The following is a 25,606-nucleotide window of genomic DNA, read 5'->3' on the forward strand; positions in this document are numbered from 1 at the left end:
TTAGTGAAATGTCATAAACGCCTAACGTACCGTATGTGGCAAATCGAGGCTGTTATTTGGTAGGAAACTACTTCCTTGAGTTGGAATGTAACGTGCACCTATTTGATAGACACCTGCACCTATTGTCGAGGTTTTCCATACGGCTTGACCACTAGCATCTAATTTCGATAATGGTCCTTCGTCCTTACCATTAATCGTAAATTGAACTAAACCAGTTGGTACCAGACGCTCACGATCAGAGGTATTTCTTTGCACCGTTGCCGTGAATATAGCAAGTTCACCGACTGCTGTCTGAGCTTGATTGTCATTTAAATGTACGACAGTTGATCCAGCTTCTATTAACTGACTTTGCAGATGAGTTTTAGCAAAACCTACTTCGCCAGTTGCAACGACGTCAAAGACGCAATTGGCTTTTCTGGTTTTATCTGTGATCGCTTGACAGGCTTGTTGCGCTGTATTTTCATCCAAAGGCTCAACTGGCTTAACGTCGCTGCGTGGTATCAAGCATGGTGGTTTTTCCAAAGGCCAGCTTGGAACTGTAAAGTCCGCGGTAGAGGTGCCCGATGCATAATCGAATAAACTACTGGTCGATGTTACGCGCCATGCATTGGCAAAGCTACTGTTTAAATCAAGGTAACGTTGGTGTAAGTCAGTTGGCATCGCTCCTAATGAACTGCCGTTTGGTAACGCCGGCAACCAACTTCCAGCAGCGATAGCACCCATAATGCCTTCGTTAGCAGGTGTATGGAAAACACTTACGTTCAAATACCACTTACCTTGTGACGCCCACCATCCTGGCGTTACGATTAGTGTCGTACCATCAGGGAAATTAGCTTCCAAGCCACCAGCTACAGACGTTTTAGCTAAACGGGCTCCGCCGCCAAAATTCAAACCACTGGCACCCAGTGTAGTCAGAACACCATCGACCCTTAATTGCAAACCACTAGGATCAGGAATGCCATTTAAGTTTGGTTGATACGAAATCCTACGATTTCCAAGTTTTGCAGCAACGGCAGTATTTAAGCTGACGCAACTTGCTAAGCCTGTGTAGGGATTAGGTCCTGGATTAAATGTGGTCGCGATTGGTGTTTGACGGGTTTGAATTTGCGTACCATTCCTATCTCTCAAAGCGATAAATTCACCTGCGCTTTGGAAATCGTAATGAATGCCGTCGACCGTCGTAAAATGTGGATCACCGTCATCGTGTCCATCATTCAACGAACCCCAATGTAAAAGTTCATTAGGTGAACCAACACCAGGATTAATCACACCTGGCCAGCCAACTGTCGTCGTCACGTTATCAGCATTGTGAATCGCCGCCCACACTGTCGCAGGACTCGCCGCTGTGTGATTTTGCAAATATAAAGCCGCAACACCTGCGACATGCGGTGCAGCCATTGAGGTACCTGTCATTGACGCCGTTGCAGTGTCATTGGTAATACCTGCCGATAAAATATTAACGCCAGGGCCAAATAAATCCAGGCAAGATCCCCAATTTGAAGTGGGCCAACGTGTATCGTTGGTAGGATTCACATTGCCGACTGTAATAGCGGTGGGAACATTGGCTGGCGATGCTGTGCAAGCATCGGCGTTGCTATTGCCAGCGGCTACCACGTAGGTAACGCCAGAGGCAATCGAATTGGCCACGGACGTGTCCAATGACGGCGATAGGCCGCCTCCCAGGCTCATATTTGCTACTGCAGGATGAGTCGCATTAATCGTCACCCAATCAACCCCAGCGATGACCCCAGATAAGGTCCCCGTGCCGCCGCAATCTAGAACACGAACGGGGTGCAAATTAACCTGTTTAGCAATGCCATAGGTAGTGCCACCGATGGTGCCAGCGACATGTGTTCCATGTCCGTGACAATCATTCGTGCCCCAAGCATCTGCAATTGAGGTAAATCCACCAGTCGCACGTCCACCAAACTGGGTGTGTGTACTACGTATGCCGGTATCAAGTACGTACGCATGAACACCTGTACCTGTTTCGCTATAGGTATAGCGATTGTCTAAAGGTAAAAGACGTTCACTAGTACGATCCAATCCTGTTGGTGGACTCGTTTGTATAGTATCGATAGAAACCTTACTGTCTGCTTCGACATAGGAAACTCCCGATAAGGCGCGCAAGCGATCAACACTGGCTGCTGGTGCTTTAACGCTAAATCCCAATAAACTTCGTGTGTAAGTAAATCCAACACTGGCGCCCAAATTCCTTGCCTCAACTTGAGCCGCTTTAATGGTGCTTGCTGGTGTTCCTTGTTTAAAGACCACAATGTACTGGTCAGGAACGATAGCTTGCGCGGACTTAGTGACGATCGGTGCTAGCGCTGTTTTAGTGCTTGCTGAGTTAGTTTGTTGCGGATTACTAGCTGCCAGAACATTGGTCGCTGTGATACTTAGAGAAAAAATACCGAGTCCAATAATTTTCATTTTTTTTGCTACGGCTCGTAGCGAAAAATAATGGTGTAAATGAGTAGTCATAGTTCTGTTCCTTATTCAATTAATTTTGCTAAATTGACGGGGTACACTACGTTCATTTGTTTGTTCAGCTGCCCTTAATTCTTCCCCAGAAATGAAAAAGGGTAACCTGCCTTGGTATTACCACCTCTTATTTGCAGATGTCATCAACGTCAGAGTGATGAATATTCTCGATCAATACACGCAGTTGATATCAACTGTTGTTCTCATTACCGTCACCATAGAAATGTAGGCAAACATTAGAAATCCGATGAACAAGCATTCCTACTTCGCGGTACTTTTTTAATAAAGCCAATTATGAGATAGCTTCATATAAATATATTTTTGTTTACATAAATAAATAACAAAAAGAGGGAATGTCATTGTAGGCGTTATATTTGTTAATAATCAAAGTTACGCTACTTAATTAATAGATTTTTTAATTATTAAATATGAATAAACAACAAATAATCGAAGAATTCTTTAATTCTATTTCTTTAAGTTATTAATAATGTTGAAAAATAGCAATTGTGACAATGAAAGCACTCTAAGGATTCATTTAGTGGGCTATCACAAACTATCGATAAAAACTAAACGATTTCAATCTTTGTAAGCGAGACTAAATTTCCTGTTTGGATAGATGTACTTTATTAAGGCAGATTTTGAATAGCGCCAGAACGGTGGCGTGTAAGTAGATCGAAAGGACCTATTGGCTTATGTGCAAAAAAAAAGGGCTGGCTATACAGGCCAGCCCCAAGAGGGAGTTTAAAGCTAAAACGGCACTACAATTTCACTACTAGAGATAACAAATTTGGAGATTAATTACTTCGTTTGCAGCATAGTGTTAATCAATACTGTACTTACAGGAACATCGTTCAAGCCGCCACGTGTTGAAGTGGGGACGACCTTAATTTTGTCGACAATGTCTAAACCCGTGACGACCTTGCCAAATACCGCATAACCGCCGCTATTCGTATCAAGGGCCGTGTTGTCGACCACATTGATAAAGAATTGTGATGTCGCGGAGTCGAGAGCACTTGTCCGTGCCATGGCGATACTGCCTCTGATATTACTCAAGCCGTTTCCAGCTTCCAACTTGATCGCTGCCTGTGTCGTGGCCTGAACCAGATCAGCGGTGTAACCACCACCCTGAATCATGAAGTTGCTGATCACGCGGTGAAAAATCTTATTGACGTAAAATCCTGATTCAACATAATTTAAGAAGTTGTCGACCGTGATTGGCGCTTTCGCCGGATTGAGTTCAATCACGATATTACCCAACGATGTGCTCATCGTTACTTGTGGTTGTGCTGCAAGTGGAATTGTTACTGTATTGGTATAGAGCGAATTATTGGCACCATCTGTGATCACAACTGGCACACTGCCCACAGCAACAAGCTTGCAGCTAAATGACTTTTGCGTGGCGCTGCTGCCCGCTAATTCTGTAATCTTTAAACAGCCTTGATGGGTGAGGTTGATGCCAGCGTTTAAATTCTGACCCTTCACGGTAATGATGCTAGTTTTGCGATACACCAATTGATCGCTACTGACTTCAGATACGCTGACTTTGTTTTGCGTGTTCGGTGTGTTTGGTGTTGCACTGTCACTGCCGCCACAGGCCGTGCATAAGGAAACGACACTCATTAATAGGACAACTAATTTCAAGAGATACTCCACAAAAGCTTGATTGCTAAGTCTTGGAGTATAGGCTGGCACACCGTGATGAAAAACTGTTTTCCTGTCGTAATTTTGTAGCAAGATGTACAAAAATGTACGCAGTAGATTATTCGCCTCTAACGGCTTTTTTTCTTAGTGCTTTTCGGCGGTGGGTTGATTCTCTTCAAGGTACGATTGATACCTTCAATCAGTTTTTCGTTTTGCCCACGCAAGATAGCGAAGCGAATGCCATCGCGTAGCACGGGAACTGGCAATACTGCGAAACGCGCTTGAGTTGCAGGAACGGCCTCATTTTCTGTCGGAATTTTGATTGCGTTGACGATTTTTTCGACCTCCTTAGCCTCTGTGATCGGGCTGGAAAAAATGATGGCATCGATTTGTCGATTACTTAATTTTTTCAAGCGCGTCCCATAGGCATCAATGTCATCGTCTGTCTTAAATAGGATATTTTTTTGTTGATCGAATTCGCCGCCATATTTAGATCCTCGGACCACGCCTATGGTTTTACCTTTCAGGTCTTGTAAGGATTTGAATTCAAATTGCGTATCTGAGCGCGTTACCAACCACAAATATTGATAAACCACTGGATCAGAAAAGCTAAATATTTCGGCGCGCTCTGGTGTGATACTGAGTCCAAAAATTAATCCGCCTTCGGTACTCGCAATTTTGACGGCACGATTCCACGGATAAATTTGTAATTGAAATTGAATGGATAAATCTTTTTCTATAGTAGAAAAGACACGCGTAAAGCGTTCTGGAATGGGATTCAGATCACCTTTTTCGTTACGATTTTCGCCAAATAGGAGTGGCACTTTGGTTTGCGCGTTTGCGCTTTGTGTGACGAAGCCGCATATCAGCATTGCAGCTATGAATAGTTGTGCACAGCAGGCGAGGTGCCTGATCCGGAAGCTCCACTTGATTTGCGGTAAGCGATGGGATAAAAAGTGTACGTCGTAAAATTGTCCCATTGCGCTTAAAAGGTGAAAAAATTGCCGTATCGTAATTATAAATCTGAATGTTGTGATTGGTTAAGAACTTGGTCGATTCTTTGGACCAAAACCGCTTTCACTAGGATTTAGTTATCAAAACTGTTGTGTGGTTCAAACTATGCTGTCAAATCAACTCTTCAAACTAAGCTACTAAAGTAAGCTACTAAACTAAGCCATCAAACAGCAAAATATCAACAATTTGCCCTGCGGAGATATCTCCTTGCTCATCATTTAACACAATCATACAGTTCGCTTCAGACATAGAGCGTAACACGCCTGACCCTTGTGAACCCGTAACTTGTACTTCTAGTAAGCCTTGTGCATTGCGACTGGCAATGCCACGTTGGTATTCGGTACGGCCACGGCGTTTGCGGATAGCATGGCGTGAATTGGCTGGGATTAGCAAGCCTTGTTCGCCTTTCTCCCCGACTAACTGTTGCAGCGCTTGTTTGACAAAAAAATAGAATGTGACCATCACCGCGACAGGATTGCCGGGCAGGCCGAATAAGTACGCTGATTTATTTTGTGATTGAATCTGTCCAAATGCCATAGGGCGGCCGGGACGCATACCGATAGTCCAAAAAGAAACCTGCCCTAATTTTGCCATGACTTGTTTCGTGTAATCTGCTGCACCAACGGATACACCACCTGAGGTGATAATCGCATCAGCTCGCGCACAGGCTTCACATAAGGCAATTTCCAATGCCTCGGGATGATCTGCAATCACGCCCAGGTCGATGATCTCGCAATCAAGTCGCGTCAGCATTCCATATACTGTGTAACGATTGCTATCGTAGATGCAGCCTTCATCCAATTTTTCTCCAAGGGAACGAACCTCATCACCTGTGGAAAAATAAGCAATCTTGAGTCGTCGTTTTACGGTCACAAATTCAATCCCAAGAGACGCGATTAACCCCAATTCTGCTGGCTGAATGCGCTTACCCTTGGGCAAAGCAACTTTCCCGTATTGCAGGTCTTCGCCGCACAAGCGCCGATTATCACCTGTCCGCACAGAATTGGCTGGGATTGCGATTGAGTTTTCCTCAGTTTGCTTAATTAACTCTTGTGGTATCACGGTATTGCAAGACACTGGCATCACCGCGCCCGTCATGATACGTACACAAGCTCCCGCAGGAACTATTGAAGTGTAGGGATGGCCGGCAAGTGCCTCACCGATGATTGTTAAATTCAAGGCCTGCCCTTGAGTTAATTGCGTGCTATCAAAAGCGAAACCATCCATGGCGGAGTTGTCGTGCGCGGGTACATTAATTGGCGACAAAATATCTTCCGCCAGCACACGCCCCAGTGCAGAACGCAAGGACACAATCTCAACATCTGAGATTTCGGTTAATTTTTCCTGAATAAACTGCTGCGCTTGAGCAACTGAAAGAAATTGATTGTCGCTCGTGACAATATTGATAGGCGTGGATGAAGTGCTCATTTGGAAATTGTTTGAAAAGTTGATTGTTCCGGTTTCGTTGGCTTAGTTGAACTTGGTTGCGCTAGGTTGGCTTAAGTTCGTTCAAGTTCACATGAGAGCTATTGTATTGTTCAAGCTCTGCACGCGTATTGATATTACGAAAACTTAATGTATCTTCGAAACGCACTTCAACTACTTTCAGCTGTGCGTGCCAGTCACTTACTTTGCGCCCACCATTGCGTAGAAACGCTTCGAGATCTTGCGCTAGGTCGGATTTGACCAAACAAAATACTGGCTGTTGTTGCCAGGTGATATGTCCGTTTTTTTCTTCAGGTGTTACTGCAACCGCTAACTGTGCCCGTGTTTCCCATAATGCTTGTGCCAGCCTATTCACCAGGTCTACGGGTAGGAAAGGGGAATCGCAGGGCGCAGTTACTAGGTAGGTAGTCTTGCAGAGTAGGAGGCCTGCATGCAAACCGGCTAAGGGGCCTGCATAGTCAGGTATCGCATCAGGAATCAGAGGGCAGAGGTACTTGGAATATTGTTCGGTATCTTGATTCACATTGATACTTACTTGAGATACTTGCGGTGATAGACGACGCAATACATGGCTCACCATCGGTTCACCTTGGAAGATTTGCAAACCTTTATTGACTTGCCCCATCCGCATGCCACGACCGCCTGCCAGAATTAAGCCAGAAATTTGTTCGATGGGAATAGTATTTTGCATGCGCGCTATGGAATAGATTAGAAAGTTTTGAAAAACATGGCGTCAGCCACCGATATACGACATCTCAATTTTTTGCTGAAGTGGTGACGCGTGTTTATCGCCAAGGCCGCGCAATTCCGAATAGCGATCCTCACGAGTTTCCCAAATTGATTTTATGAGATTGGATATTTTGAGGTTTGCTAGCTGCAATTCTGGGTTACGCAAATGCTGACGTAAATCGTGTCCCTGAGTGGCAAATAGGCAGGTGTAGAGCATACCTTGAGTTGAGAGTCTGGCGCGACTGCAATCGCGACAGAATGCTTTGCTGACGCTGGAAATAAAACCTATTTCGCCTTTGCCGTTGTCATTGCCTTTGTCATTCGCATGGCGATAGCGGGTCGCGGTTTCGCTACTGCTATTTGGTGCCAGTGCAATCAGGGGCATATCGGCTTGTTCCAGATCTTGCAGGATCTGCTGTGATGTCATTACTTCGTCCATGCGCCATCCATTCGATGAGCCGACATCCATAAATTCAATAAATCGCAAAATGTGAGGAGTGTCTTTAAAGTAGCGCGCCATAGGAATAATTTCTTGCGCATTCACACTTTTCTTGACCACCATATTAATTTTGATTTGATGAAATCCTGCAGCCTCGGCTGCTTGTATTCCTTCTAGTACCTGTTCAACTGGAAAGTCGACGTCATTCATTTGCTTAAATATACGATCGTTGAGCGCATCGAGCGAAACCGTAATTCGACTTAGTCCAGCGTCTTTCAAACTCTGTGCTTTTTTTGCCAGCAAAGCGGCATTGGTCGTTAAGGTCAGATCGATCGCTTGGCCGTCATTCGTCTTTAATGTGCTAAGCATCTGTACCAATTCTTCTAGATTTTTTCTGAGTAAAGGTTCGCCGCCGGTTAGGCGAATTTTATTCACACCGTGAGCAACAAACATGCTGGCGATTCTGAGAATTTCTTCAAAACTAAGTAGATCTGTTTGCGGTAAATAAACGTAATCTTTATTGAAAATTTCTTTCGGCATGCAATAGGTGCAGCGAAAATTGCAGCGGTCGGTGACGGATATTCTCAGGTCATGTAGTGGTCGATGTAAACGGTCTTGTAATAGTCCACTCGGCTCACGTAACGGCGCCAGTGTATCCCAATTGACATGGCGATCATTAGGCGATGACGATGTGGCTTGAATGGGGATAAATTTGTCGCTCATTGGATGCTGGCTCTTTGAAGAGTGACTCTTTGAAAAGAATAGAAAAGAAAAGTAAGAAGGCGATTGCGCAACAATATCATGCCTCGCAATATTTTGTTATGAGCCGATTTGACTGTGCTCAAATTCCTTGGGTGCAAAATGCAAACAGCCCAGTCACATTTTGTGCTGGGCTGTTTTTTGCTTAAGCGACCACGTTGTAGGCGTGGATACTATTTTGCTTAGCGTTTAGTTTCTACCATGACTAAAGGCTCATCTGATACCGCAACTGGCGCTTTGCGTTCACGTACTGGACGTGGCGCAACTTGCGCTTGTGTCGAGGCTTCTTGTGCTGCCTTTAACTTGGCCGGATCTGTGCTCGCCAACACTAATCCAGCTTGTTCTAAGACATTGTTCAGATCAACGACTGGCGTTGCTACTTTGACCGCAGCTTGAGTTGTTACTGGCGCTACTACAGGCTCTTGTGTTGCAGCTTGCACTTGTGCGGTTGCAGATGTTTCAACATGCACCGGAGTCGCGATTGTTGTTTCTACCTGTGCTGATGGACTCACGCTGACAGTTTCCGCAAACATTGGCAATGTTTGATTGATAGCAACAGTCGGTGCCGTTTCAGCTGGTACTGCATCAGCTGGAATCGCTTCTGACATAGCTTCTGTCACCGCAATTGCAGAAGGAATGACTGGCACGGCGGTAGCTGTTTCTTTGTCCGATGAGGAAATGCCAGTATCTTGTACAACTGCATCAGCTTGTACTGGCTCGGCGGCTACGACCTCATTGACTGCGGAAGTAACTGTCGATTCTGTGATTGCAGCTTGCAATTGAATCGACGCGTCTGATTCAGTCACAGTCGTCGTATTTACTGCGACTGCTGGTGCAGCAACCGGTGCGTGAGCTGACTCGACAACCGGAGCAGCAACAGCCACAGCAACAGTTTCAACTGTAGATCCAACCGCAGATTCAGCGGCAGTAGTTGGTGCTAAATCAAAACTCGTTTGAACTGGGGCTGCATCCGTAGTTACAGGTGCATTGATCATCAAATCAGCAACAGGTATGAATGGTGGCGCTGTATCTTGCTTGACCTCACCATTTGCTTCAACTTGTGCGTTGATCTCAGTATTTTCAACACCATTGCGGTCACGACGATTGCGATTGCGACCACCACGACGGCGGCGACGACCTTCTTCTGCTTGTGGCTCCGCACCATCTTGCTCATTTGCGCCAGTTGTGATTTGAGCTTCTTGATTTTTCGGCTTGTTCAACGCAGGTGCAGTGATCGCTGCCGATGCAGTGTTTGCTAACTCTTCGACTTTTACTTCAGTGTTATTGCTGTCTTTCTTTGCATCACGCTGACGTTGTTGACGGTCACGACGACCTTGACCACCTTGCGTTTCCTGTCCTTCTTTTTCTTCACGCGGAGGACGTGCTTGCTTGTTTTGACGTGCCTGTTGATTGGCTTCATTGGCCGCAGGTTTGTTCAAATCTTTTTCAGCACGGTTTTGGTTGCTGTTGGGATTGCTATTAGGGTTAGCTGGACGATCCTCTGTCTCAGAACCGTTCGCATTGCGACCATTGCGACCATTGCGGCCGTTTTGACCACGGTTGCGTTGGCGATTGCGATCATTTCTATCTCGACCGTGTTTTGGTTTTTCTTCTGCGACTGGCGTTTTGCTTTCGCTAGTGCCAAAAATCGAACTGAAGAATTTGGCGATACCAGCAAACAAACCGCCGCCAGAAGCTTCTTTTGCTGTGCTGGCAACAGGCGCAGGTTTGCGCTCAACGATCGGTGCTGTTTCAGGTGTGATGCTCTTTACAACTGCTTCTTGACGCGGTTTTACTTCGTCTTTTTGACGTTTGTTGTAACCGATGTCGGTGTCTGCCTGTTCTGCCATCGCATAGCTGACATGAGCTTCTTCCAGACGTGGATCATCGTGCTTCAAACGATCGAGCTTGTAGTGCGGCGTTTCCAAATGTTTGTTTGGAATCAAAATCGCAGTGACGCGATGACGGTTCTCAATTTTGAGGATTTCGCCACGTTTTTCATTCAATAAGAATGCCGCAACGTCGACCGGTACCTGGACGTGGATTGCTGCTGAATTTTCCTTCATTGCTTCTTCCTGAATAATACGCAGGACTTGCAAAGCGGAGGATTCTGTATCGCGGATGTGACCAGTGCCATTACAACGTGGGCATGTCACATGGCTGCCTTCAGACAGAGAAGGGCGCAGACGTTGACGGGACAATTCCATCAAGCCGAATCGGGAAATTTTGCCCATTTGCACGCGAGCGCGGTCATAGCGCAATGCATCTTTCAAGCGGGTTTCAACTTCGCGTTGATTTTTGGCATTTTCCATGTCGATAAAATCGATCACGATCAAACCGCCCAAATCACGCAAACGCAATTGACGTGCAACTTCTTCTGCTGCTTCGCAGTTCGTATTGAAAGCAGTCGTTTCAATATCGCCACCACGAGTTGCGCGCGCGGAGTTGACGTCGACTGACACCAAGGCTTCAGTATGATCGATCACAATCGCGCCGCCTGATGGCAAAGGCACGGTGCGTGAGTACGCGGTTTCGATCTGATGTTCGATCTGGAAGCGAGAGAACAATGGCACGTCATCGCTGTAGCGTTTTACACGGTGCACCATATCGGGCATCACGTGGCTCATAAACTGCTGGGCTTGTTCGTAGATATCGTCAGTATCGATCAGGATTTCGCCGATATCTGGTTGGAAATAATCGCGAATCGCACGGATCACCAAAGAAGATTCTTGATAGATCAGGAAAGCGCCTTGTGCAGATTTACCAGCGCCATCAATCGCGCGCCAGAGTTGCATCAGGTAGTTGAGATCCCATTGCAATTCATCGACATTGCGGCCAATACCAGCGGTACGTGCGATGACGGACATGCCTTGTGGCAAGTCCAGCTTGTCCATGGTTTCGCGCAATTCTTGACGATCTTCGCCTTCAACGCGACGGGAGACACCACCACCACGTGGGTTGTTTGGCATCAAAACCAGATAACGGCCCGCCAAAGAAATGAAGGAAGTCAAAGCCGCGCCTTTGTTGCCGCGTTCTTCTTTTTCTACTTGAACGATAATTTCTTGGCCTTCGCGCAAAGCATCTTTGATCGATGAATTGCGGACATCTATGCCTTCTTTGAAATAGCTGCGAGCGACTTCTTTGAATGGTAAAAAGCCGTGACGTTCTTCGCCATAGTTGACGAAACAGGCTTCTAAGGATGGTTCGATACGGGTGATAACACCTTTGTAGATATTCGATTTGCGAAGTTCGCGTCCGGTGGTTTCGATATCGATGTCAATCAGTTTTTGCCCATTGACAATCGCTACGCGCAACTCTTCTTGCTGCGTAGCATTAAACAGCATACGTTTCATATTTTTCTCCATGGCATTAAAGCCATATATCACTAGCGTCAGCTCGGCTGAACAATAGTGGCGTGCTTACATTGGATGTATGCGAGAGCGGAGAGTTTGAGGGAGCGGGAAATGCCACTGGCACAAAGAAATATAAAAAATAATCCTAAGAGCGATCAGCATAAAGCTGGAATCATTCTGGGAAATCAATTAATTCACTTGTGCGCTTGGCGCGGATGGTTTTTTACCTGGGGCGAGTGCACATGTCTCCGAGTATTCTGGCTTGCATTCCGCCATCTTTGCAGGCGAAACAGAAGTACATCAAGCTAATAATCATTCAGGCGATGCGCAACTTACTAATATCATTAGTGTCAAATCAGGTGCAGTTCAATTTAACTACATCACGAATGACGAAATCGACCGGTGTTTCTAAAACCATCAACCGGCAAGCCAGCGAATTTATGTCAATTCGCATCTCTTGCCAGACTTATCCTTATTTTTCAAACTTTCTGATCCAAATCGCTTTACATCAATCCGATTGCCACAATTGGTTGCAACCTTGACCTGTAAAACGATGTGCATACACATCTTTTCTATCGAATTTGCAAAATGGCGAGGCCGATAGACACGCCCCTGTGTAGAATAGTCGTCTTTCTTACACATGCTGAAGCTTTGTTAGCTCAAGCCTCAGGGATTATATATTCAAAATGAAGGACTTAGCGATAAATATGGGTGGAATACCTCAAAAACCATCCAAAATTGTTGATGGACAGACCAACGCGCAAACTTTTGCTCAAGTGCAACTCATTACCATCACGGAAGAGGATGCAGGCCAGCGTATCGACAACTTTTTGTTGCGTATCTGCAAAGGCGTGCCAAAAAGTCATGTTTATCGGATTTTGCGGTCTGGTGAGGTCCGGGTTAATAAAGGCCGAATCGATCAGTTATACCGCTTGAAAGAGGGGGATATTGTACGTGTTCCACCGACGCGTATTGCGGAGAAAGAGACGTCGCATGTCCCTGGAGCAGAATTCGCGATTGTGTTTGAAGATAGTCATTTGTTAATTATCGATAAACCTGCTGGCGTGGCCGTGCATGGTGGTTCAGGTGTTAGTTTTGGCGTCATTGAGCAATTACGTGCTTCACGTCCTGATGCGAAGTTCTTGGAGTTGGTTCATAGATTAGATCGCGAAACTTCAGGATTGCTCTTGTTAGCAAAGAAACGTTCCGCATTGGTAAATCTTCATGAGCAAATGCGTGACGGGCATACCGATAAGCGCTATCTGACCTTGGTTGCCGGTGATTGGAAGAACCAACGTCAGCATATCAAGCTACCTTTGCACAAATATACGACAGCGGATGGCGAGCGTCGCGTGCGCGTGCAAGCCGATGGCATGGAATCTCACACGGTTTTTACGCTGAAGAAAAAATATACGGATTTTGCTTTGTTGGAAGCGGAACTAAAAACTGGTCGCACCCATCAGATTCGCGTGCATTTATCATCCAGCGGTTTTGCGATTGCAGGTGATGATAAATATGGTGACTTTGCTTTGAACCGTGCCTTACTCAAAGCGACTGATAGCCGTGGTGCATTAAAACGCATGTTTTTGCATGCGCATCAAATTACATTTACGCATCCGGAAACGGGCAAACAAATGACTTTGAATGCACCATTGCCAAAAGAATGTGAGAAATTTTTGCAAAGCCTGACATAAACGATTCTGGTTAAGCCCAAGTAGAAAAAACAAAAATAAGCAGAGGTCGTAGCCGCACAAGTTAATACTAGCGGCGAGATTGAAGACTTGCTGATAAAAATAGGAAAATATGGCAAAAAAATTATTTGATTTTATCGTGTTTGATTGGGATGGTACTTTGATGGACAGTACGGTCACCATAGTTAAATGCATACAAGCCGCTGCAAAAGATTTGCAACTGCCAGTTCCTGATGATGCAGCGGCAGCTCACGTGATTGGACTAGCCTTGGCTGATGCGATGCAAGCGGTGTTGCCAGATGTCGATCCTAAGTTCTATCCCAAAATGGTCGAGCGTTATCGTTATCATTATTTGGTACGTGACCATGAACTGCCCTTGTTTCCTGGTGTAAGGGAAATGTTGACTGATCTGGCGCAGCAAGGCTATTTCTTAGCGGTTGCGACCGGTAAGAGTCGTGTTGGACTGAACCGTGCGATGAATAGCGTGAATGTCTTGTCGATGTTCGATGCTACACGCTGCGCTGACGAAACTTTTTCCAAGCCACATCCGGCGATGCTGCAAGAATTGACGCGTGAGTTGGGGCAAGATATGCAGCGGACTTTGATGATAGGCGACACTACACATGATTTATTAATGGCGGCCAATGCTGGTGCATCGGCGGTTGCAGTGGAATATGGCGCGCATGAAGCATCTCTACTGGCGACAGTACCAACTTTATATTCGGCAAAAAAAGTGGCGGACTTGCATCAGTGGTTGAACGAAAATGCTTAAGAGTGTAGGTGCCCAAGAGCCAAGTTTTATGTGAAAAGTTGATTGTTGGCAAGCGAATAGAAGCTGATTTAGGAAATTGATTTATGACGGCAATTTTTATTTGTAATTCGAGTGAATTGGAAGAGGGCGGTAAGGGCGTGCGTTTCCCTCTGCTAGCTGGCTTTGATGAAGCGACGGGATTTGTGGTACGGTATGACGGCGGTGCGCATGGCTATTTGAATCGATGCGCGCATGTGCCAGTTGAGTTGGATTGGTCGCCAGGTGAATTTTTCGAAGGCAGTGGTTTGTATATTATGTGTGCAACTCACGGTGCGATTTATGTTCCAGAAACTGGTCATTGCACGGGAGGACCATGCCGCGGAGGGCGTTTGCGCAAAATACATATCACTGAAGTGGATGGAAAAATTTACTGGCAACCTGACGATTACCTGACTGCTAAACCTGATATTGCTGCAGAAAAATCTGCTGAAGTATAAACAGCTAAGTGTTTGCGTATACTTTATTGGGCTTTGATTTCTTTAATCTTACAAATCATTTAGATAGTTAAAATTTTCTTTCTATTGCTCTCTGACTCGTCTATATTGAAGCCGTAACTGGTTCAAACGAGGAGGTCAATATACATAAATATTTTTGTATTTCAGACGAATGGCATTTGAGCTCCGGTGTTGTACTTTTACCGGTTATGTGTGAAGTAGAAAGTCATTTTTGTACGTTGAGTACTATTTATACGAAGAAATCACCGGGTGAATCTTCCTCGGTTTAGAGGCTTCTAATAAGCCCCAATATGATAAAAACGATGGTTGACCGCCATCGTTTTTCATTTTTCCCTTGCAAACAATAGACTTATTGATTTTATTGAATTTGCTTGCGTTAAATCAAGAAAAAAACTGCGTTGTCCTCTATCATGCAAAGAATGATGGTGAGGAAATTCGGTTATTTATGCAATTAGCGCTTTCTCAATTTTATGGCATATATCTTTCGCGTTTTTTTAAGCGTGAGAAATGTCTGTGCTTTCATTGTGGCGATAGTATGCGTAAAGAAGGCGCATTGAAGGCGACTTTTCAACAAGTACAGCAACCAGTTTGCTGCTATGGCTGCCTTGCCGTACTGAACGCGATACAACAAAATGGCTTGATTGACGACTATCTGCAAGCTAAACAACTCAACGAAAGCACGAGCTTCGAATGACGACTGCGAGCGCGCAGCCACCTGCAGGCGAATCGTCTGTATTCAGCGAACAGTTACAAACTGAATTGCTCAGTGTGGCGGGTATTCGTTGCGCTGCCTGTATTCAATTGATTGAATTCAGCGTCACGCAATTGCCTGGTGTCGAATCTTTTCGGATCAATCCGATTTCACAAAAAGCTCAATTGAGTTGGCGCTCTGAGCAACTCAATTTGAAAAAGGTGATTCAGACCATCGTCGATCTGGGCTATGCTGCTTTTCCCGCGAATCAATCTCTAAGTGAGTATCAGGCGAAAGAAAAAAAAGTCGCACTGTGGCGTCTTTTTGTCGCCGGTTTTGCGATGATGCAAGTCATGATGTACGCCTTTCCTGCGTACTTGGTTCCTGTGCCAGAAGTTGATGGAGATCTGAGCCCCGATCTGGATCGTCTATTAAAAATCGCCAGCTTGATTATCACGCTCCCCGTCATAGGCTTCTCAGCTATTCCCTTTTTTCGTGGTGCTTTGCGTGATCTGAAACATCGCACTATCGGGACGGATGTGCCAGTTGCGGTAGGTATCTTGTTGACTTTTTTTGCCAGCTGTTGGGCGACTTTTTTTGGTGGTGCGGTCTATTTTGACTCCGCCATCATGTTCGTTTTTTTGTTGCTGGGTGCGCGCTATATCGAAGAGAATGTGAAACGAAGAACTTCAGCCGCATTATCAGTGCTCACTCAAATTCACGCTAGTGTGGCGCAGAAAATTTTAGCCTACCCGTCTTTGGAGCAAATACAAAATTGTCGCCCGGATGAAATTGTTGTTGGAGATTATTTACTAGTCCCAGCAGGGGAACAAATTCCCTGTGATGGATTAGTAATCGACGGGCACAGTGAGTGCGATGAAGCCTTGATGACAGGAGAGGCAAAGCCAGTCAGCAAAAAGCTTGGCGACCAAGTAATTGCCGGATCGATTAATTTGCACAGCGCATTGGTAATACAGGCTGAACAAGTTGGCAATCAGACTCAATTGGCGAGTTTGATTGCGATGATGGAATCTGCGACTTTAGAAAAACCGCGTTTGCTCGCTTTGGCAGATAAGCATGCCAGTCGTTTTCTATTCGCGATTTTGGTGATTGCGATATTGTCTGGGATCGTCTGGAGTTTTATTGATCCCAGTCGTGCCTTGTGGATTGCCATCAGTGTGGTGGTGGTGACTTGTCCATGTGCTTTGTCATTGGCAACGCCGGGCGTGATGTCGGCAGCGATTGGACAATTAGCTAAATTTGGTATGTTGGTGACGAAAGGAACGGCAATTGAAAATCTTGCAAATTTGACGCATGTGGTTTTCGACAAAACGGGTACCCTGACTTTTGGAAAATTAAAAGTCTTACATACTGTTTATCTACACGACGAAGATATCTCAATTTTTGAGCAACAAAGTATCGCTGCGTTATTGGCCAGCATGTCATTACATCCCGCATCAAGAGCGATTACCGAAGATTTTGTTAAACAGCAAGCCAGTCACGTCACTCAAGTAGTTTTAAGTCCCGATCTAAAGGTTGAAGCAAGCCTTGAACAAGCAGGTGCCGGGATTACAGCAAAATTGAACGGTACTTGGTACCGACTTGGTAAGCTCGATTACGTGAAGGAAATGCTTGAGGACCTTGAGCAACTTGCATGGCAAATTCCTGATGAGTATCGTAGTCAGTCAGTATCTGTACTTGCGAATCAGTCTCGTATCTTGGCGTATTTCGTGATGGAAGATTGCCTGCGTGATGAGGCAATTGCTTGTATCGCCGAATTACAAAAACAAGTAAAGAAAGTGATCTTATTATCGGGTGATCGTAATGAGGTGGCGACTGCTATCGCTACGCAATGTGGCATCACCGAATTTAAGTCTGAACTCAGTCCTGCACAAAAGTATGATTACATTTTGAATCTGCAACAGCAGGGCGCTGTGGTTGCCATGCTGGGCGATGGCATGAACGATGGACCCGCATTATCCTTAGCGCAAGTGTCAGTAGCGATGGGGCAAGGGGCGCCGATTTCTCAGACGCGCAGCGATTGCTTATTGATGTCTAATCGCCTTAGTGATTTTAATTTTAGTATGCAATTGGCAGTGAAAGCCTATCGATTGATTCGGCAGAATTTAGCATGGTCATTGCTTTACAATGTCATTGCAGTACCAGCGGCAGTCCTTGGCTATCTAGAACCTTGGCATGCTGCACTTGGGATGTCACTCAGTTCTTTGATGGTCGTGGTGAATGGCCTGCGCTTGCTCAATCTCAAGCCGATTGATTATGATGTAATGCGATCCACGTAAAATTTTTCTCAAGAAATCTATGGATATTTTGTACTTATTGGTTCCGCTCAGCGTCCTCTTGGTTTTTGCGATAGGTATCGTATTTTGGTGGGCTTTAAATCACCGCCAGTTCGAAGAGCTTGATGAAAAGGGGCAGGGCATTATTGAGGATAAGGATGGTTGAGTCTGTATCTTGATATTGCGCCTTAATATTCTCGGATAATGCGAGCGGCGAGTTCTGCGTATGAGGCATCTGATTTATCTTGTATGGCATAAATCTTCGCTTGTTTCACTTGCTCAAAATTACGGACTATCGCTTTTTGATATGCTGGGTCGTAGTGTTTGAGTAAGAGCTGTTTGACTAGCTCTCTTATCTGATTGGACTCAGCGAGTTCCGACCATAGTCGAATCTGCTCCTTGCCATGTAAATCTACCAGACATGCTAATTGAGTCTTGAGTAGCGCCGTGTTGTCGATGAAATGGCGGTAATCATCGCTGAGCAAAGCAATCCGTTCATCCAAAGATAATTCCAATTTGAGGCATGGCGAGATACGCATTTTTTCCATCATGGCATCTGGCACTCGTAAGTTGCCAACTTTTTTGCTTTCGGCTTCAACATAGATTGGTCTGTCGAAGTCGAAACGATTGAGACAGCGCCAAATTTCTGTTTCAAAAAACTTTTGAGAAGGTTGTCTGTTATCCGGTAATTTTCCAAGCACTGAGCCGCGATGTTGCGCCAATTCTTCCAAGTCGATGACTTGTTCACCTGCGGCATGTAATTGTTGTAGCAAACGACTTTTACCCGTACCAGTTTCCCCACATAACACGACCCAATGTGCTCGCGCTGTCAATTCCGGCAGTTGCTGATTCACGAAACGGCGAAATCCTTTGTAACCACCATCAAGCTGCATCGCATGCCATCCAATTTTTGACATGATATGTGTCATGGCGCCACTGCGATTACCGCCGCGCCAGCAGTAGATCAAAGGTTTCCAGTCTTTGGGTTTATCCAGAAACAATTGTTCAATGTGCGTACCAATATTTTTTGCAACTAATGCTGCGCCAATTTTCTTCGCTTCAAACGGACTGACTTGTTTATAAATTGTGCCGACTTTGATTCTTTCTTCATTGTCTAATACTGGACAATTAATGGCGCCCGGGATGTGATCTTCTGCAAATTCAGCGGGGCTACGCGCATCGATGATGCAATCAAACTCGGATAAATCGGCGTAGGCCTCGGCGAAACTAATCAATCGAGATGCACTCATTTTTTCAGCAGTTTTTGTAAAGGTTCCCAGACGTTTTCCATCATGGTTGGATGTGCTTCTGCAGTCAGATGAATCCGGTCAGGTTGGAACAGCGCAGGTTTGTCTGCGACGCCTTTGAGAAAGAAAGGCACTAAGGCAGATTTATTTTCTTTCGCCAATTTGGCGTACATGGAGAAAAATTTATCGGTATAGGCTTTGCCGTAATTCGGTGGAATTTGCATCGCCACCAGTAGTGGCTTGGCTTTGCTAGCCTGAACCATTTTTAACATGTCACGAAAATTTTGCTCTGATGCGTCTAGATCTAAGCCACGCAAGGCATCATTGCCACCCAGTTCTATAATTACGATATCTGGTCGATGAATTTCCAGTAATGCACCCAGTCGCGCTTTACCTCCGCTACTGGTTTCTCCGCTAATACTGGCATTGATAACGCGTGCCACAATTTTTTTGGACTGCAGCTTATTTTCTAATAATGCTACCCAACCAGTGCCGCGAGCCAGACCATATTCGGCGGATAAACTATCACCAAGCACAAGTATTGTTTTTGGTGCAGAATGCGCATTACTAGAAATGACACACATTAATAGTGCAATAAAAAGTGCGCTGAAGATGTTCAGTGTTTTCATAAAATTTAAACGCATAAATTCAACATGAGCCTTTCTGATCAAAGCAATATTCCTGCAAACAATATTCCAGCAATACATGTAAAAAATTTGAGTAAGCGGGTCGCTGATGCGACTGGTGAGCTAACTATTCTACATAATATCGAGTTTTCTGTTGAAGCGGGTGAGACTCTCGCGGTTGTTGGTGCATCGGGATCAGGAAAATCTACCTTGCTGGGTATCTTAGCTGGCTTGGATACACCCACATCGGGGACCGTTGAGTTAGGCGGCGTTGATATTTTCGCTTTAGACGAAGATGGCCGAGCTTTGTTGCGTAAGAATCAGTTAGGCTTTGTGTTCCAATCATTTCAATTATTAATGCATCTGAATGCTTTGGAAAATGTGATGTTGCCTTTGGAGTTGCGCGGCGACAAAGAGGCAAAGAGTAAAGCAGAGCAGATGTTGGCAAAGGTTGGTCTGTCTAGTCGTTTAAAACACTATCCAAAATATTTATCGGGCGGTGAGCAGCAGCGGGTGGCTTTGGCGCGCGCCTTCGTCACGGAGCCACCGCTGTTATTTGCCGATGAACCGACAGGTAGCCTCGATGCGGCGACTGGCGAATCGGTAATTCAATTAATGTTTGAATTAAACCGCGAACGCGGTTCGAGTCTGGTGTTGGTTACACATGATTTATCGATTGCCGCTCGTTGTGGACGTACGATTTCAATTGCGGCTGGGCGATTGATTTAAGACCCACAAGATGAGTTTGCAATGATGTCGAACTGAAGATCAATGCAAGCAATAAAATAATGGCTCATTCACCGAATGAGCCATTATTGTTTGAACTTTGAACTTAGAAGCGATAAGTCGCGATAGAAAATACGGTTACCGGTGTGCGTTGCGTGAAGAAAGGATTATTCACGGGCGAATTGAGCGAGTGGCGTGCGCTGACACCGGTCGATAAGGACCAGTTGGTATCAATGTTCCAGTTCCAGCTACTACCAATGCGTAACTCAGTACGATTCAAGTTATTGTTGAGCGACAAATAATTCTGTGACTGTTGCCAATCGAGAGCACTGAAAGGATTCTTCGAGGCGCTAGATAAATTACTCCAGTTGACGCTGAATACAGCAGTCAAATTATGGCGTTTACCAAAGACTTTATTCGCTTTTGCGCTGACACTAAGTTGAGTACCACGTTCATAGCCAGTGCCATAACGAATCGATGATCCCAGAGAGTAAGTAGGATTGATTCGATAATTAATAAAAGCTGAAGTCGAAAAATCGGTGCCTGACAATTGATTCTTGCCCGTGCCGATTTGCGTAAGTTCATACGGATCACGCTTGCGATCCAAGCTGAAATCTAAGCCGTAGTCCAATTTATCTGATTTCGAAAAATTCAGTGCCGTTGAATTTGATTGATTCAAAAACAAACCACGGGATGACCCACGCTTACCCTGTTTGCTTGGTGGAATATAGCCAAATTCAAGTGGTGAAGCGAGTGTCAGATCTTGGCTACTGCTAATGCTAGTAATGCCACCAAAACTATTTTTGCCTGTTTGTGACAGGGAATATGTTGGATGCACTTGAGATGCTATGACAGAAGCTTGATTCCAACGAAAATCTTGCGCGTGCACAGCCAAAGGAACTGCACTTACGGCGGCTAAGATCGTCAAGCAAGCAATCTTCTTCATGATATCAACTTTCTTTAAATATGCATCCAGGCTAATGCTGCGATACCCAGTCCGGCGGTTGCAACAGCATAAGAAGCATACTCTAGCCATTTCTTTTTAGTCAATAAGGCAATTGCCGCTAGGGAAATCGCAATTTGTACTGCGGTCATTGCCTGTGCCCAGCGATGGTGTTGATGCAGAGCAGCTTCTGACGATTTTTCTAATTCTACTACCTGTTGCTCTAAAGCCTCAGCTTCTTTTTTAATTTGTTCTTTTTCTGTCTTATAACGAGCAACTTCAGATTTGTATTTTTCTACATCGCTACCAGGAATAATCATGGCAAGTTCAGCCAAATTTTGTTTGCCCGACTTAGCCTGGTAGTAACTCCAACGGTCTGATGCTTCGGTTTTCTTGATTGCAGCACTATTTTTATGCATGGCCGCTTCGTTTTGCGTAGCGCCGCCCTCGTAGCCTAGCAAAGCCCCGACGGTTGCCATGATTGCCGTCATTACAGCGATTTTGCTGGAAAATTCGTCATTGCTATGAGCTGCATGCTCTACTTCATGATCGTGTGGACCATGTACGTGAAAACCGTGACCTGACATTGAATATCCTATTTTCTTGTGTATGTAACAATTGCATAGTGTAACTGATTAGTCGCACTAATAAAGCTTTCTCGTTGGCTTTCTTGCCAGATATTTTTATCTATGCTTGGAAAAAAAGCATCGCATTCGAATTCATCTTGAATTTCGGTGACGATCAGTTTTTGTGCTAAATGCAAGGCTTGATCATAAATTTGTGCGCCGCCGATGACAAAGGCTTCCGAGTCTTTAAGCGATTTTAGGGCATCTTCAATAGAAGAATAGCAATGCACATTGTCGTGCTGCCATTCTGTATTGCGGCTGATTACTACATTGTGGCGGTTTGGCAAAGCGCGACCGATAGAGTCAAAAGTCTTTCTGCCCATAATAATTGTATGACCAGATGTGGTGCGCTTGAAATGCGCTAAATCCTCCGGTAAGTGCCAAGGCAATTGGTTGTTAATACCAATGCCGTTTTTTTTGTCAGTGGCGACAATAATGCTTAAATTGGTCATGAGATTACTAACTATACAGCGACAGGTGCTTTGATATGTGGGTGAAACTCGTAATTTGCAATCTCAAAATCTTCAAATTTGTAATCAAAGATTGAATCAGGTTTGCGCAAAATATTGAGCTTAGGTAAGGGATGAGGTTGACGTGATAATTGCTCTTTGACTTGATCTAAATGATTGCTGTACAAGTGACAGTCACCACCGGTCCAGATGAAGTCACCAACGTCCAAATTGGTTTGTTGAGCTACCATGTGAGTCAATAGCGCGTACGAGGCAATATTGAAGGGAACTCCCAAAAAGATATCGGCACTGCGTTGATATAACTGGCAAGAAAGTCGTCCATCCGCCACGTAAAATTGGAAAAATGCATGGCAAGGAGGTAGCTTCATATGGGGAATCTCGGCGACATTCCAGGCTGAAACTATCAGACGACGCGAATCAGGGTTCGTTTTGATTTGTTCAATTAACTGTGCAATTTGGTCAATGTGCCCACCATCAGGCAAAGGCCAGCTACGCCATTGAGAGCCATAGACTGGGCCGAGATTTCCATTTTCATCGGCCCAATCGTCCCAAATGGATACGCCATTATCTTTTAGGTAGCCGATATTTGTAGATCCAGCCAAGAACCAAATTAACTCATGAATGATTGATTTTAGATGGAGTTTTTTGGTTGTCACCAGAGGAAAGCCTTTGCTTAGGTCAAAGCGCATCTGATAACCAAAAACAGAAAGTGTTCCGGTGCCGGTTCGGTCGGTTTTGACGTGGCCATGATCTTGTACATGACGCATGAAGTCGAGATATTCTTGCATTTTTCGCAGCTTTGAAAAGTGGTGGTCAGGGTGCCAATTGACGGATCAATTTAATTCAGTATCTTGTCTCTAAATGGGCAAGATACTGAAATAATTTCAGGCCATAGTATAACAGCCTTAGGCGTCGATCATTTGTCCCGTATGTTCAGGATTGCCTGGTGCGATGAGTGGAATTGACATTTCAAAGCGAGCGCCTTGATTGGGCTCACTAGTCACTTTAATCTCTCCACCAAGTACATTTGTGATGATGTTGAACGTGATACTCAAACCTAAACCACTGCCGCCTTTGCCGAACTTGGTTGTGAAGAATGGTTCAAAGATACGCTTGATGATGTTAGGAGGAATCCCCTTACCAGAGTCTTCAAATACAATTAAGACATGGTCGCCCTGGAGCCTCGCCATGCAGCGCATATAGCCTTGACTCATGCCGTCTAACCCATGCACTACTGCATTATTTACCAAATTGCTAAATACTTGACCGAGCGGACCAGGATAACTATCCAATTCGATATCATCTGGAATATCGAGTTCTAGGTTAAATGGAGTTTTGCGTAAGCTAGAATGCAACAAAGCAGCTAACTCCTGGAATACCACCATTAAGGTGAATTTCCGACGTTGAGCGCTCGATTGATCAACTGCAACCTGTTTGAAATCGCCGACTAATTGCGCTGCTTGTTGTAAACCACGCATTAGTAACTTGCTAGATTCTGTCGCCGCTTCTACATAGTGGGACAAATCAGAGCGACGCATCGTGCCTTCGGTCATCGCTTTGCCGATTTGGCGGGTTTCATCACTGAGCGTGCTAGCGACTAACAAACAATTTCCGAGTGGTGTGTTTAATTCGTGTGCGACACCCGCCACCATAGATCCTAAGGCGGCCATACGCTCAATCCTGGCTAATTCGTTTTGCGCACTATTCACGCTGGCAAGAGCTGCCTCTAAATGATGATTGGCATTCTCTAATTCCTGAGTACGCTGGCGAACTTTTGATTCCAAGGTGCCTGAGTATTCAAGTAATTGTTGATTCTTAATTTCAAGCTCATTAAACGAGCGCTGAAGGGCTTGCCGAGTCGCTTCCAAGCTAACCGCAAGGTGTCCAATTTCATCTTTACGATCAAATGAAATGACTTCATTTAATTCGCCATTAGCGAGCAAATCTGATTTTTCGATGAGATCTTTGATCGGTCGCACCAATCGCCACTGCAAAACAATATAAATACAGATCACCGAAAGCAAAAATGAAGTCGCTGTCACAAGAATCGCACGATAGAAGTTCGAGTTGATTTCTTCTTGCATGATCTCTTCAGTAAACGTCAGGTGTACTTCACCAATGACTTGCTCACCGTGAGAAATCGGGCGCGACTGAGTTCGGAAGGGACCTTTTTGCGTATTTTTGCGCGAATTGGTAATAAAGGTTTTCTTGTCCGGCAGGGTGATGACGTGAATTTCTGAAACATTTGGGTTAGAGAAAACCACTTCACTCGATAATTTGGCGATTTCTGGGGTAATTTGCCATACAGGTTCGCTCAAAATGACCGCAAGAATAGCGGCAGAGCGCAGGTGATCGTCTTCGAGTTTCTTTAAGCTATCCTCAGAAATAGTACGTAGCTGGATAGGAATCAGAACGAGAGAGGTAACAAGTAAGCCAAAAAAAACCGCGAGAACGACGGCAAGGCGTAAAGTAATGCGACTGAAAATGGAAGCAATCAAAGACGGTGTCTTCATTACTTATGCTCCTTCTTTTTCTTGTACTGACTCAGTAGCATACGTCGTCTTTCGTTGCACAAACATTCAGCAAAGTAATTGCTAAAGCTGTGTTATTTGTAGGAAGGCGGATTGGGTCTTCGTTTATACAAAGCAATTATTTCTGATGGTAGAAGGTTTTGACAATTTGCACAAGTGACAGTGTTGAACTTGTGCAAATTCTATTCTCAGAGAGAGCAAAAACAGACATATTGACGTGCAAGCATTTGATTAAGTGAAAAAATAATAATCTCTGCTGCAGATCGATAGGTATTAGTGATTTTCACGAGCGTGATTAATTGTGTATTTGGGAATTTCTATCGTGATGTCTTGTTTGCCTAACTTCACTTGACAAGACAGGCGTGAAGTCGCTTCCAGGCCCCATGCTGCATCTAACAAGTCCTCTTCGTCATCTGTTGACTCATTGAGAGAGTTGAAACCCTGGCGAACAACCACGTGGCAAGTCGTGCATGCGCAAGACATTTCGCAAGCGTGCTCAATTTCGACTTCATTTTCAACCAGTGCTTCGCACAAAGATTTGCCTTCTTCGATTTCAATAGTCTTGCCCTCGGGGCAAAGTTGGGCATGTGGCAGGATAGTAATGATAGGCATGATATTTTTTATCGT

General features: G+C 44.9%; 24 protein-coding genes. 9 read left to right on the forward strand and 15 right to left on the reverse strand.

Translation table 11 applies throughout. From position 1 onward, the window contains the following. Nucleotides 1-21: 21 nt before the first annotated feature. A complete protein-coding gene (locus H8K55_RS12875) occupies nucleotides 22-2,433 on the reverse strand; it encodes a S8 family serine peptidase (protein WP_222612466.1) in 2,412 nt (803 codons plus the stop codon). Nucleotides 2,434-2,575: 142 nt separating this feature from the next. On the opposite strand from H8K55_RS12875, the gene H8K55_RS12880 reads away from it, so the two are divergent. Beyond that, nucleotides 2,576-2,713 carry a hypothetical protein gene (locus tag H8K55_RS12880; protein ID WP_186942479.1) on the forward strand — a complete coding sequence of 46 codons (138 nt, stop codon included), beginning with the start codon at nucleotides 2,576-2,578 and terminating at the stop codon, nucleotides 2,711-2,713. A gap of 569 nt (nucleotides 2,714-3,282) precedes the next feature. Here the strand turns inward: H8K55_RS12880 and H8K55_RS12885 are convergent. The 5 genes from H8K55_RS12885 to moaA form a co-directional block, all read right to left on the reverse strand. Then, nucleotides 3,283-4,125 (reverse strand): peptidylprolyl isomerase, encoded by an 843-nt coding sequence (locus tag H8K55_RS12885; RefSeq protein ID WP_230408605.1) that lies wholly within the window; start codon nucleotides 4,123-4,125, stop codon nucleotides 3,283-3,285. Nucleotides 4,126-4,253: 128 nt separating this feature from the next. Beyond that, complete coding sequence (locus tag H8K55_RS12890) at nucleotides 4,254-4,949, reverse strand: substrate-binding periplasmic protein (RefSeq protein WP_186942480.1); 696 nt, start codon at nucleotides 4,947-4,949, stop codon at nucleotides 4,254-4,256. Between the two features lie 340 nt (nucleotides 4,950-5,289). Further along, on the reverse strand, nucleotides 5,290-6,567 hold the full coding sequence (gene moeA, locus H8K55_RS12895; RefSeq protein WP_186942481.1) for a molybdopterin molybdotransferase MoeA: 1,278 nt from the start codon (nucleotides 6,565-6,567) through the stop codon (nucleotides 5,290-5,292). A 61-nt stretch (nucleotides 6,568-6,628) separates the two neighbouring features. Continuing rightward, a complete protein-coding gene (gene mobA, locus H8K55_RS12900) occupies nucleotides 6,629-7,276 on the reverse strand; it encodes a molybdenum cofactor guanylyltransferase MobA (RefSeq protein WP_186942482.1) in 648 nt (215 codons plus the stop codon). Between the two features lie 42 nt (nucleotides 7,277-7,318). Beyond that, on the reverse strand, nucleotides 7,319-8,476 hold the full coding sequence (gene moaA, locus H8K55_RS12905; RefSeq protein WP_186942483.1) for a GTP 3',8-cyclase MoaA: 1,158 nt from the start codon (nucleotides 8,474-8,476) through the stop codon (nucleotides 7,319-7,321). Between the two features lie 29 nt (nucleotides 8,477-8,505). On the opposite strand from moaA, the gene H8K55_RS12910 reads away from it, so the two are divergent. Beyond that, on the forward strand, nucleotides 8,506-8,661 hold the full coding sequence (locus H8K55_RS12910; protein ID WP_186942484.1) for a hypothetical protein: 156 nt from the start codon (nucleotides 8,506-8,508) through the stop codon (nucleotides 8,659-8,661). 33 nt (nucleotides 8,662-8,694) lie between these two features. On the opposite strand, the gene H8K55_RS12915 is transcribed toward H8K55_RS12910, so the two are convergent. After that, nucleotides 8,695-11,865 (reverse strand): Rne/Rng family ribonuclease, encoded by a 3,171-nt coding sequence (locus tag H8K55_RS12915; protein WP_186942485.1) that lies wholly within the window; start codon nucleotides 11,863-11,865, stop codon nucleotides 8,695-8,697. 707 nt (nucleotides 11,866-12,572) lie between these two features. Between H8K55_RS12915 and H8K55_RS12920 the strand changes: the two genes are divergently transcribed. The 6 genes from H8K55_RS12920 to ccoS all read left to right on the forward strand — a co-directional run bounded on the left by H8K55_RS12920 (nucleotide 12,573) and on the right by ccoS (nucleotide 17,976). Then, entirely contained in the window at nucleotides 12,573-13,559 is a 987-nt protein-coding gene (locus H8K55_RS12920; protein WP_408057974.1) for an RluA family pseudouridine synthase, read from the forward strand. A gap of 109 nt (nucleotides 13,560-13,668) precedes the next feature. Next, entirely contained in the window at nucleotides 13,669-14,328 is a 660-nt protein-coding gene (locus tag H8K55_RS12925; protein ID WP_186942487.1) for an HAD-IIIA family hydrolase, read from the forward strand. A gap of 83 nt (nucleotides 14,329-14,411) precedes the next feature. Next, on the forward strand, nucleotides 14,412-14,804 hold the full coding sequence (locus H8K55_RS12930; RefSeq protein ID WP_186942488.1) for a Rieske (2Fe-2S) protein: 393 nt from the start codon (nucleotides 14,412-14,414) through the stop codon (nucleotides 14,802-14,804). A 463-nt stretch (nucleotides 14,805-15,267) separates the two neighbouring features. Continuing rightward, complete coding sequence (locus tag H8K55_RS22055) at nucleotides 15,268-15,516, forward strand: heavy metal translocating P-type ATPase metal-binding domain-containing protein (RefSeq protein ID WP_268978008.1); 249 nt, start codon at nucleotides 15,268-15,270, stop codon at nucleotides 15,514-15,516. Then, nucleotides 15,513-17,813: a heavy metal translocating P-type ATPase gene (locus H8K55_RS12940; protein ID WP_186942490.1), complete on the forward strand. Its 2,301-nt coding sequence runs from the start codon at nucleotides 15,513-15,515 to the stop codon at nucleotides 17,811-17,813. Before H8K55_RS22055 ends, H8K55_RS12940 begins: the two co-directional genes overlap by 4 nt. Before the next feature lie 19 nt (nucleotides 17,814-17,832). Further along, nucleotides 17,833-17,976, forward strand: coding sequence for a cbb3-type cytochrome oxidase assembly protein CcoS (ccoS, locus tag H8K55_RS12945; RefSeq protein WP_186942491.1), 144 nt, complete (start codon nucleotides 17,833-17,835; stop codon nucleotides 17,974-17,976). Between the two features lie 22 nt (nucleotides 17,977-17,998). Here ccoS and mnmH read toward each other — a convergent pair whose 3' ends face one another. Together mnmH and H8K55_RS12955 are read right to left on the reverse strand one after the other, a co-directional pair. Then, on the reverse strand, nucleotides 17,999-19,060 hold the full coding sequence (gene mnmH / locus H8K55_RS12950; RefSeq protein WP_186942492.1) for a tRNA 2-selenouridine(34) synthase MnmH: 1,062 nt from the start codon (nucleotides 19,058-19,060) through the stop codon (nucleotides 17,999-18,001). After that, the gene (locus tag H8K55_RS12955) at nucleotides 19,057-19,686 is read right to left on the reverse strand and encodes an arylesterase (RefSeq protein WP_186942493.1); all 630 of its coding nucleotides are present in this window, start codon (nucleotides 19,684-19,686) and stop codon (nucleotides 19,057-19,059) included. The genes mnmH and H8K55_RS12955 overlap by 4 nt, the downstream gene beginning before the upstream one ends. Before the next feature lie 24 nt (nucleotides 19,687-19,710). On the opposite strand from H8K55_RS12955, the gene H8K55_RS12960 reads away from it, so the two are divergent. Then, nucleotides 19,711-20,412, forward strand: a complete 702-nt coding sequence (locus tag H8K55_RS12960; protein ID WP_186942494.1) for an ABC transporter ATP-binding protein — start codon at nucleotides 19,711-19,713, stop codon at nucleotides 20,410-20,412. 103 nt (nucleotides 20,413-20,515) lie between these two features. On the opposite strand, the gene H8K55_RS12965 is transcribed toward H8K55_RS12960, so the two are convergent. The 6 genes from H8K55_RS12965 to fdx form a co-directional block, all read right to left on the reverse strand. Beyond that, entirely contained in the window at nucleotides 20,516-21,355 is an 840-nt protein-coding gene (locus H8K55_RS12965; RefSeq protein WP_186942495.1) for a hypothetical protein, read from the reverse strand. Nucleotides 21,356-21,369: 14 nt separating this feature from the next. Beyond that, nucleotides 21,370-21,939, reverse strand: coding sequence for a DUF4337 domain-containing protein (locus H8K55_RS12970; RefSeq protein WP_186942496.1), 570 nt, complete (start codon nucleotides 21,937-21,939; stop codon nucleotides 21,370-21,372). Between the two features lie 8 nt (nucleotides 21,940-21,947). Further along, on the reverse strand, nucleotides 21,948-22,430 hold the full coding sequence (locus tag H8K55_RS12975) for a dihydrofolate reductase (RefSeq protein ID WP_186942497.1): 483 nt from the start codon (nucleotides 22,428-22,430) through the stop codon (nucleotides 21,948-21,950). Between the two features lie 11 nt (nucleotides 22,431-22,441). After that, the gene (locus tag H8K55_RS12980; RefSeq protein WP_186942498.1) at nucleotides 22,442-23,236 is read right to left on the reverse strand and encodes a thymidylate synthase; all 795 of its coding nucleotides are present in this window, start codon (nucleotides 23,234-23,236) and stop codon (nucleotides 22,442-22,444) included. A 117-nt stretch (nucleotides 23,237-23,353) separates the two neighbouring features. Then, a complete protein-coding gene (locus tag H8K55_RS12985; RefSeq protein WP_186942499.1) occupies nucleotides 23,354-24,961 on the reverse strand; it encodes a sensor histidine kinase in 1,608 nt (535 codons plus the stop codon). A gap of 291 nt (nucleotides 24,962-25,252) precedes the next feature. Beyond that, nucleotides 25,253-25,591: an ISC system 2Fe-2S type ferredoxin gene (gene fdx, locus H8K55_RS12990; protein ID WP_186942500.1), complete on the reverse strand. Its 339-nt coding sequence runs from the start codon at nucleotides 25,589-25,591 to the stop codon at nucleotides 25,253-25,255. Nucleotides 25,592-25,606: the final 15 nt, after the last annotated feature.

This window comes from Affinundibacterium flavidum, assembly GCF_014284175.1.
GTDB lineage: Bacteria > Pseudomonadota > Gammaproteobacteria > Burkholderiales > Burkholderiaceae_D > Undibacterium > Undibacterium flavidum.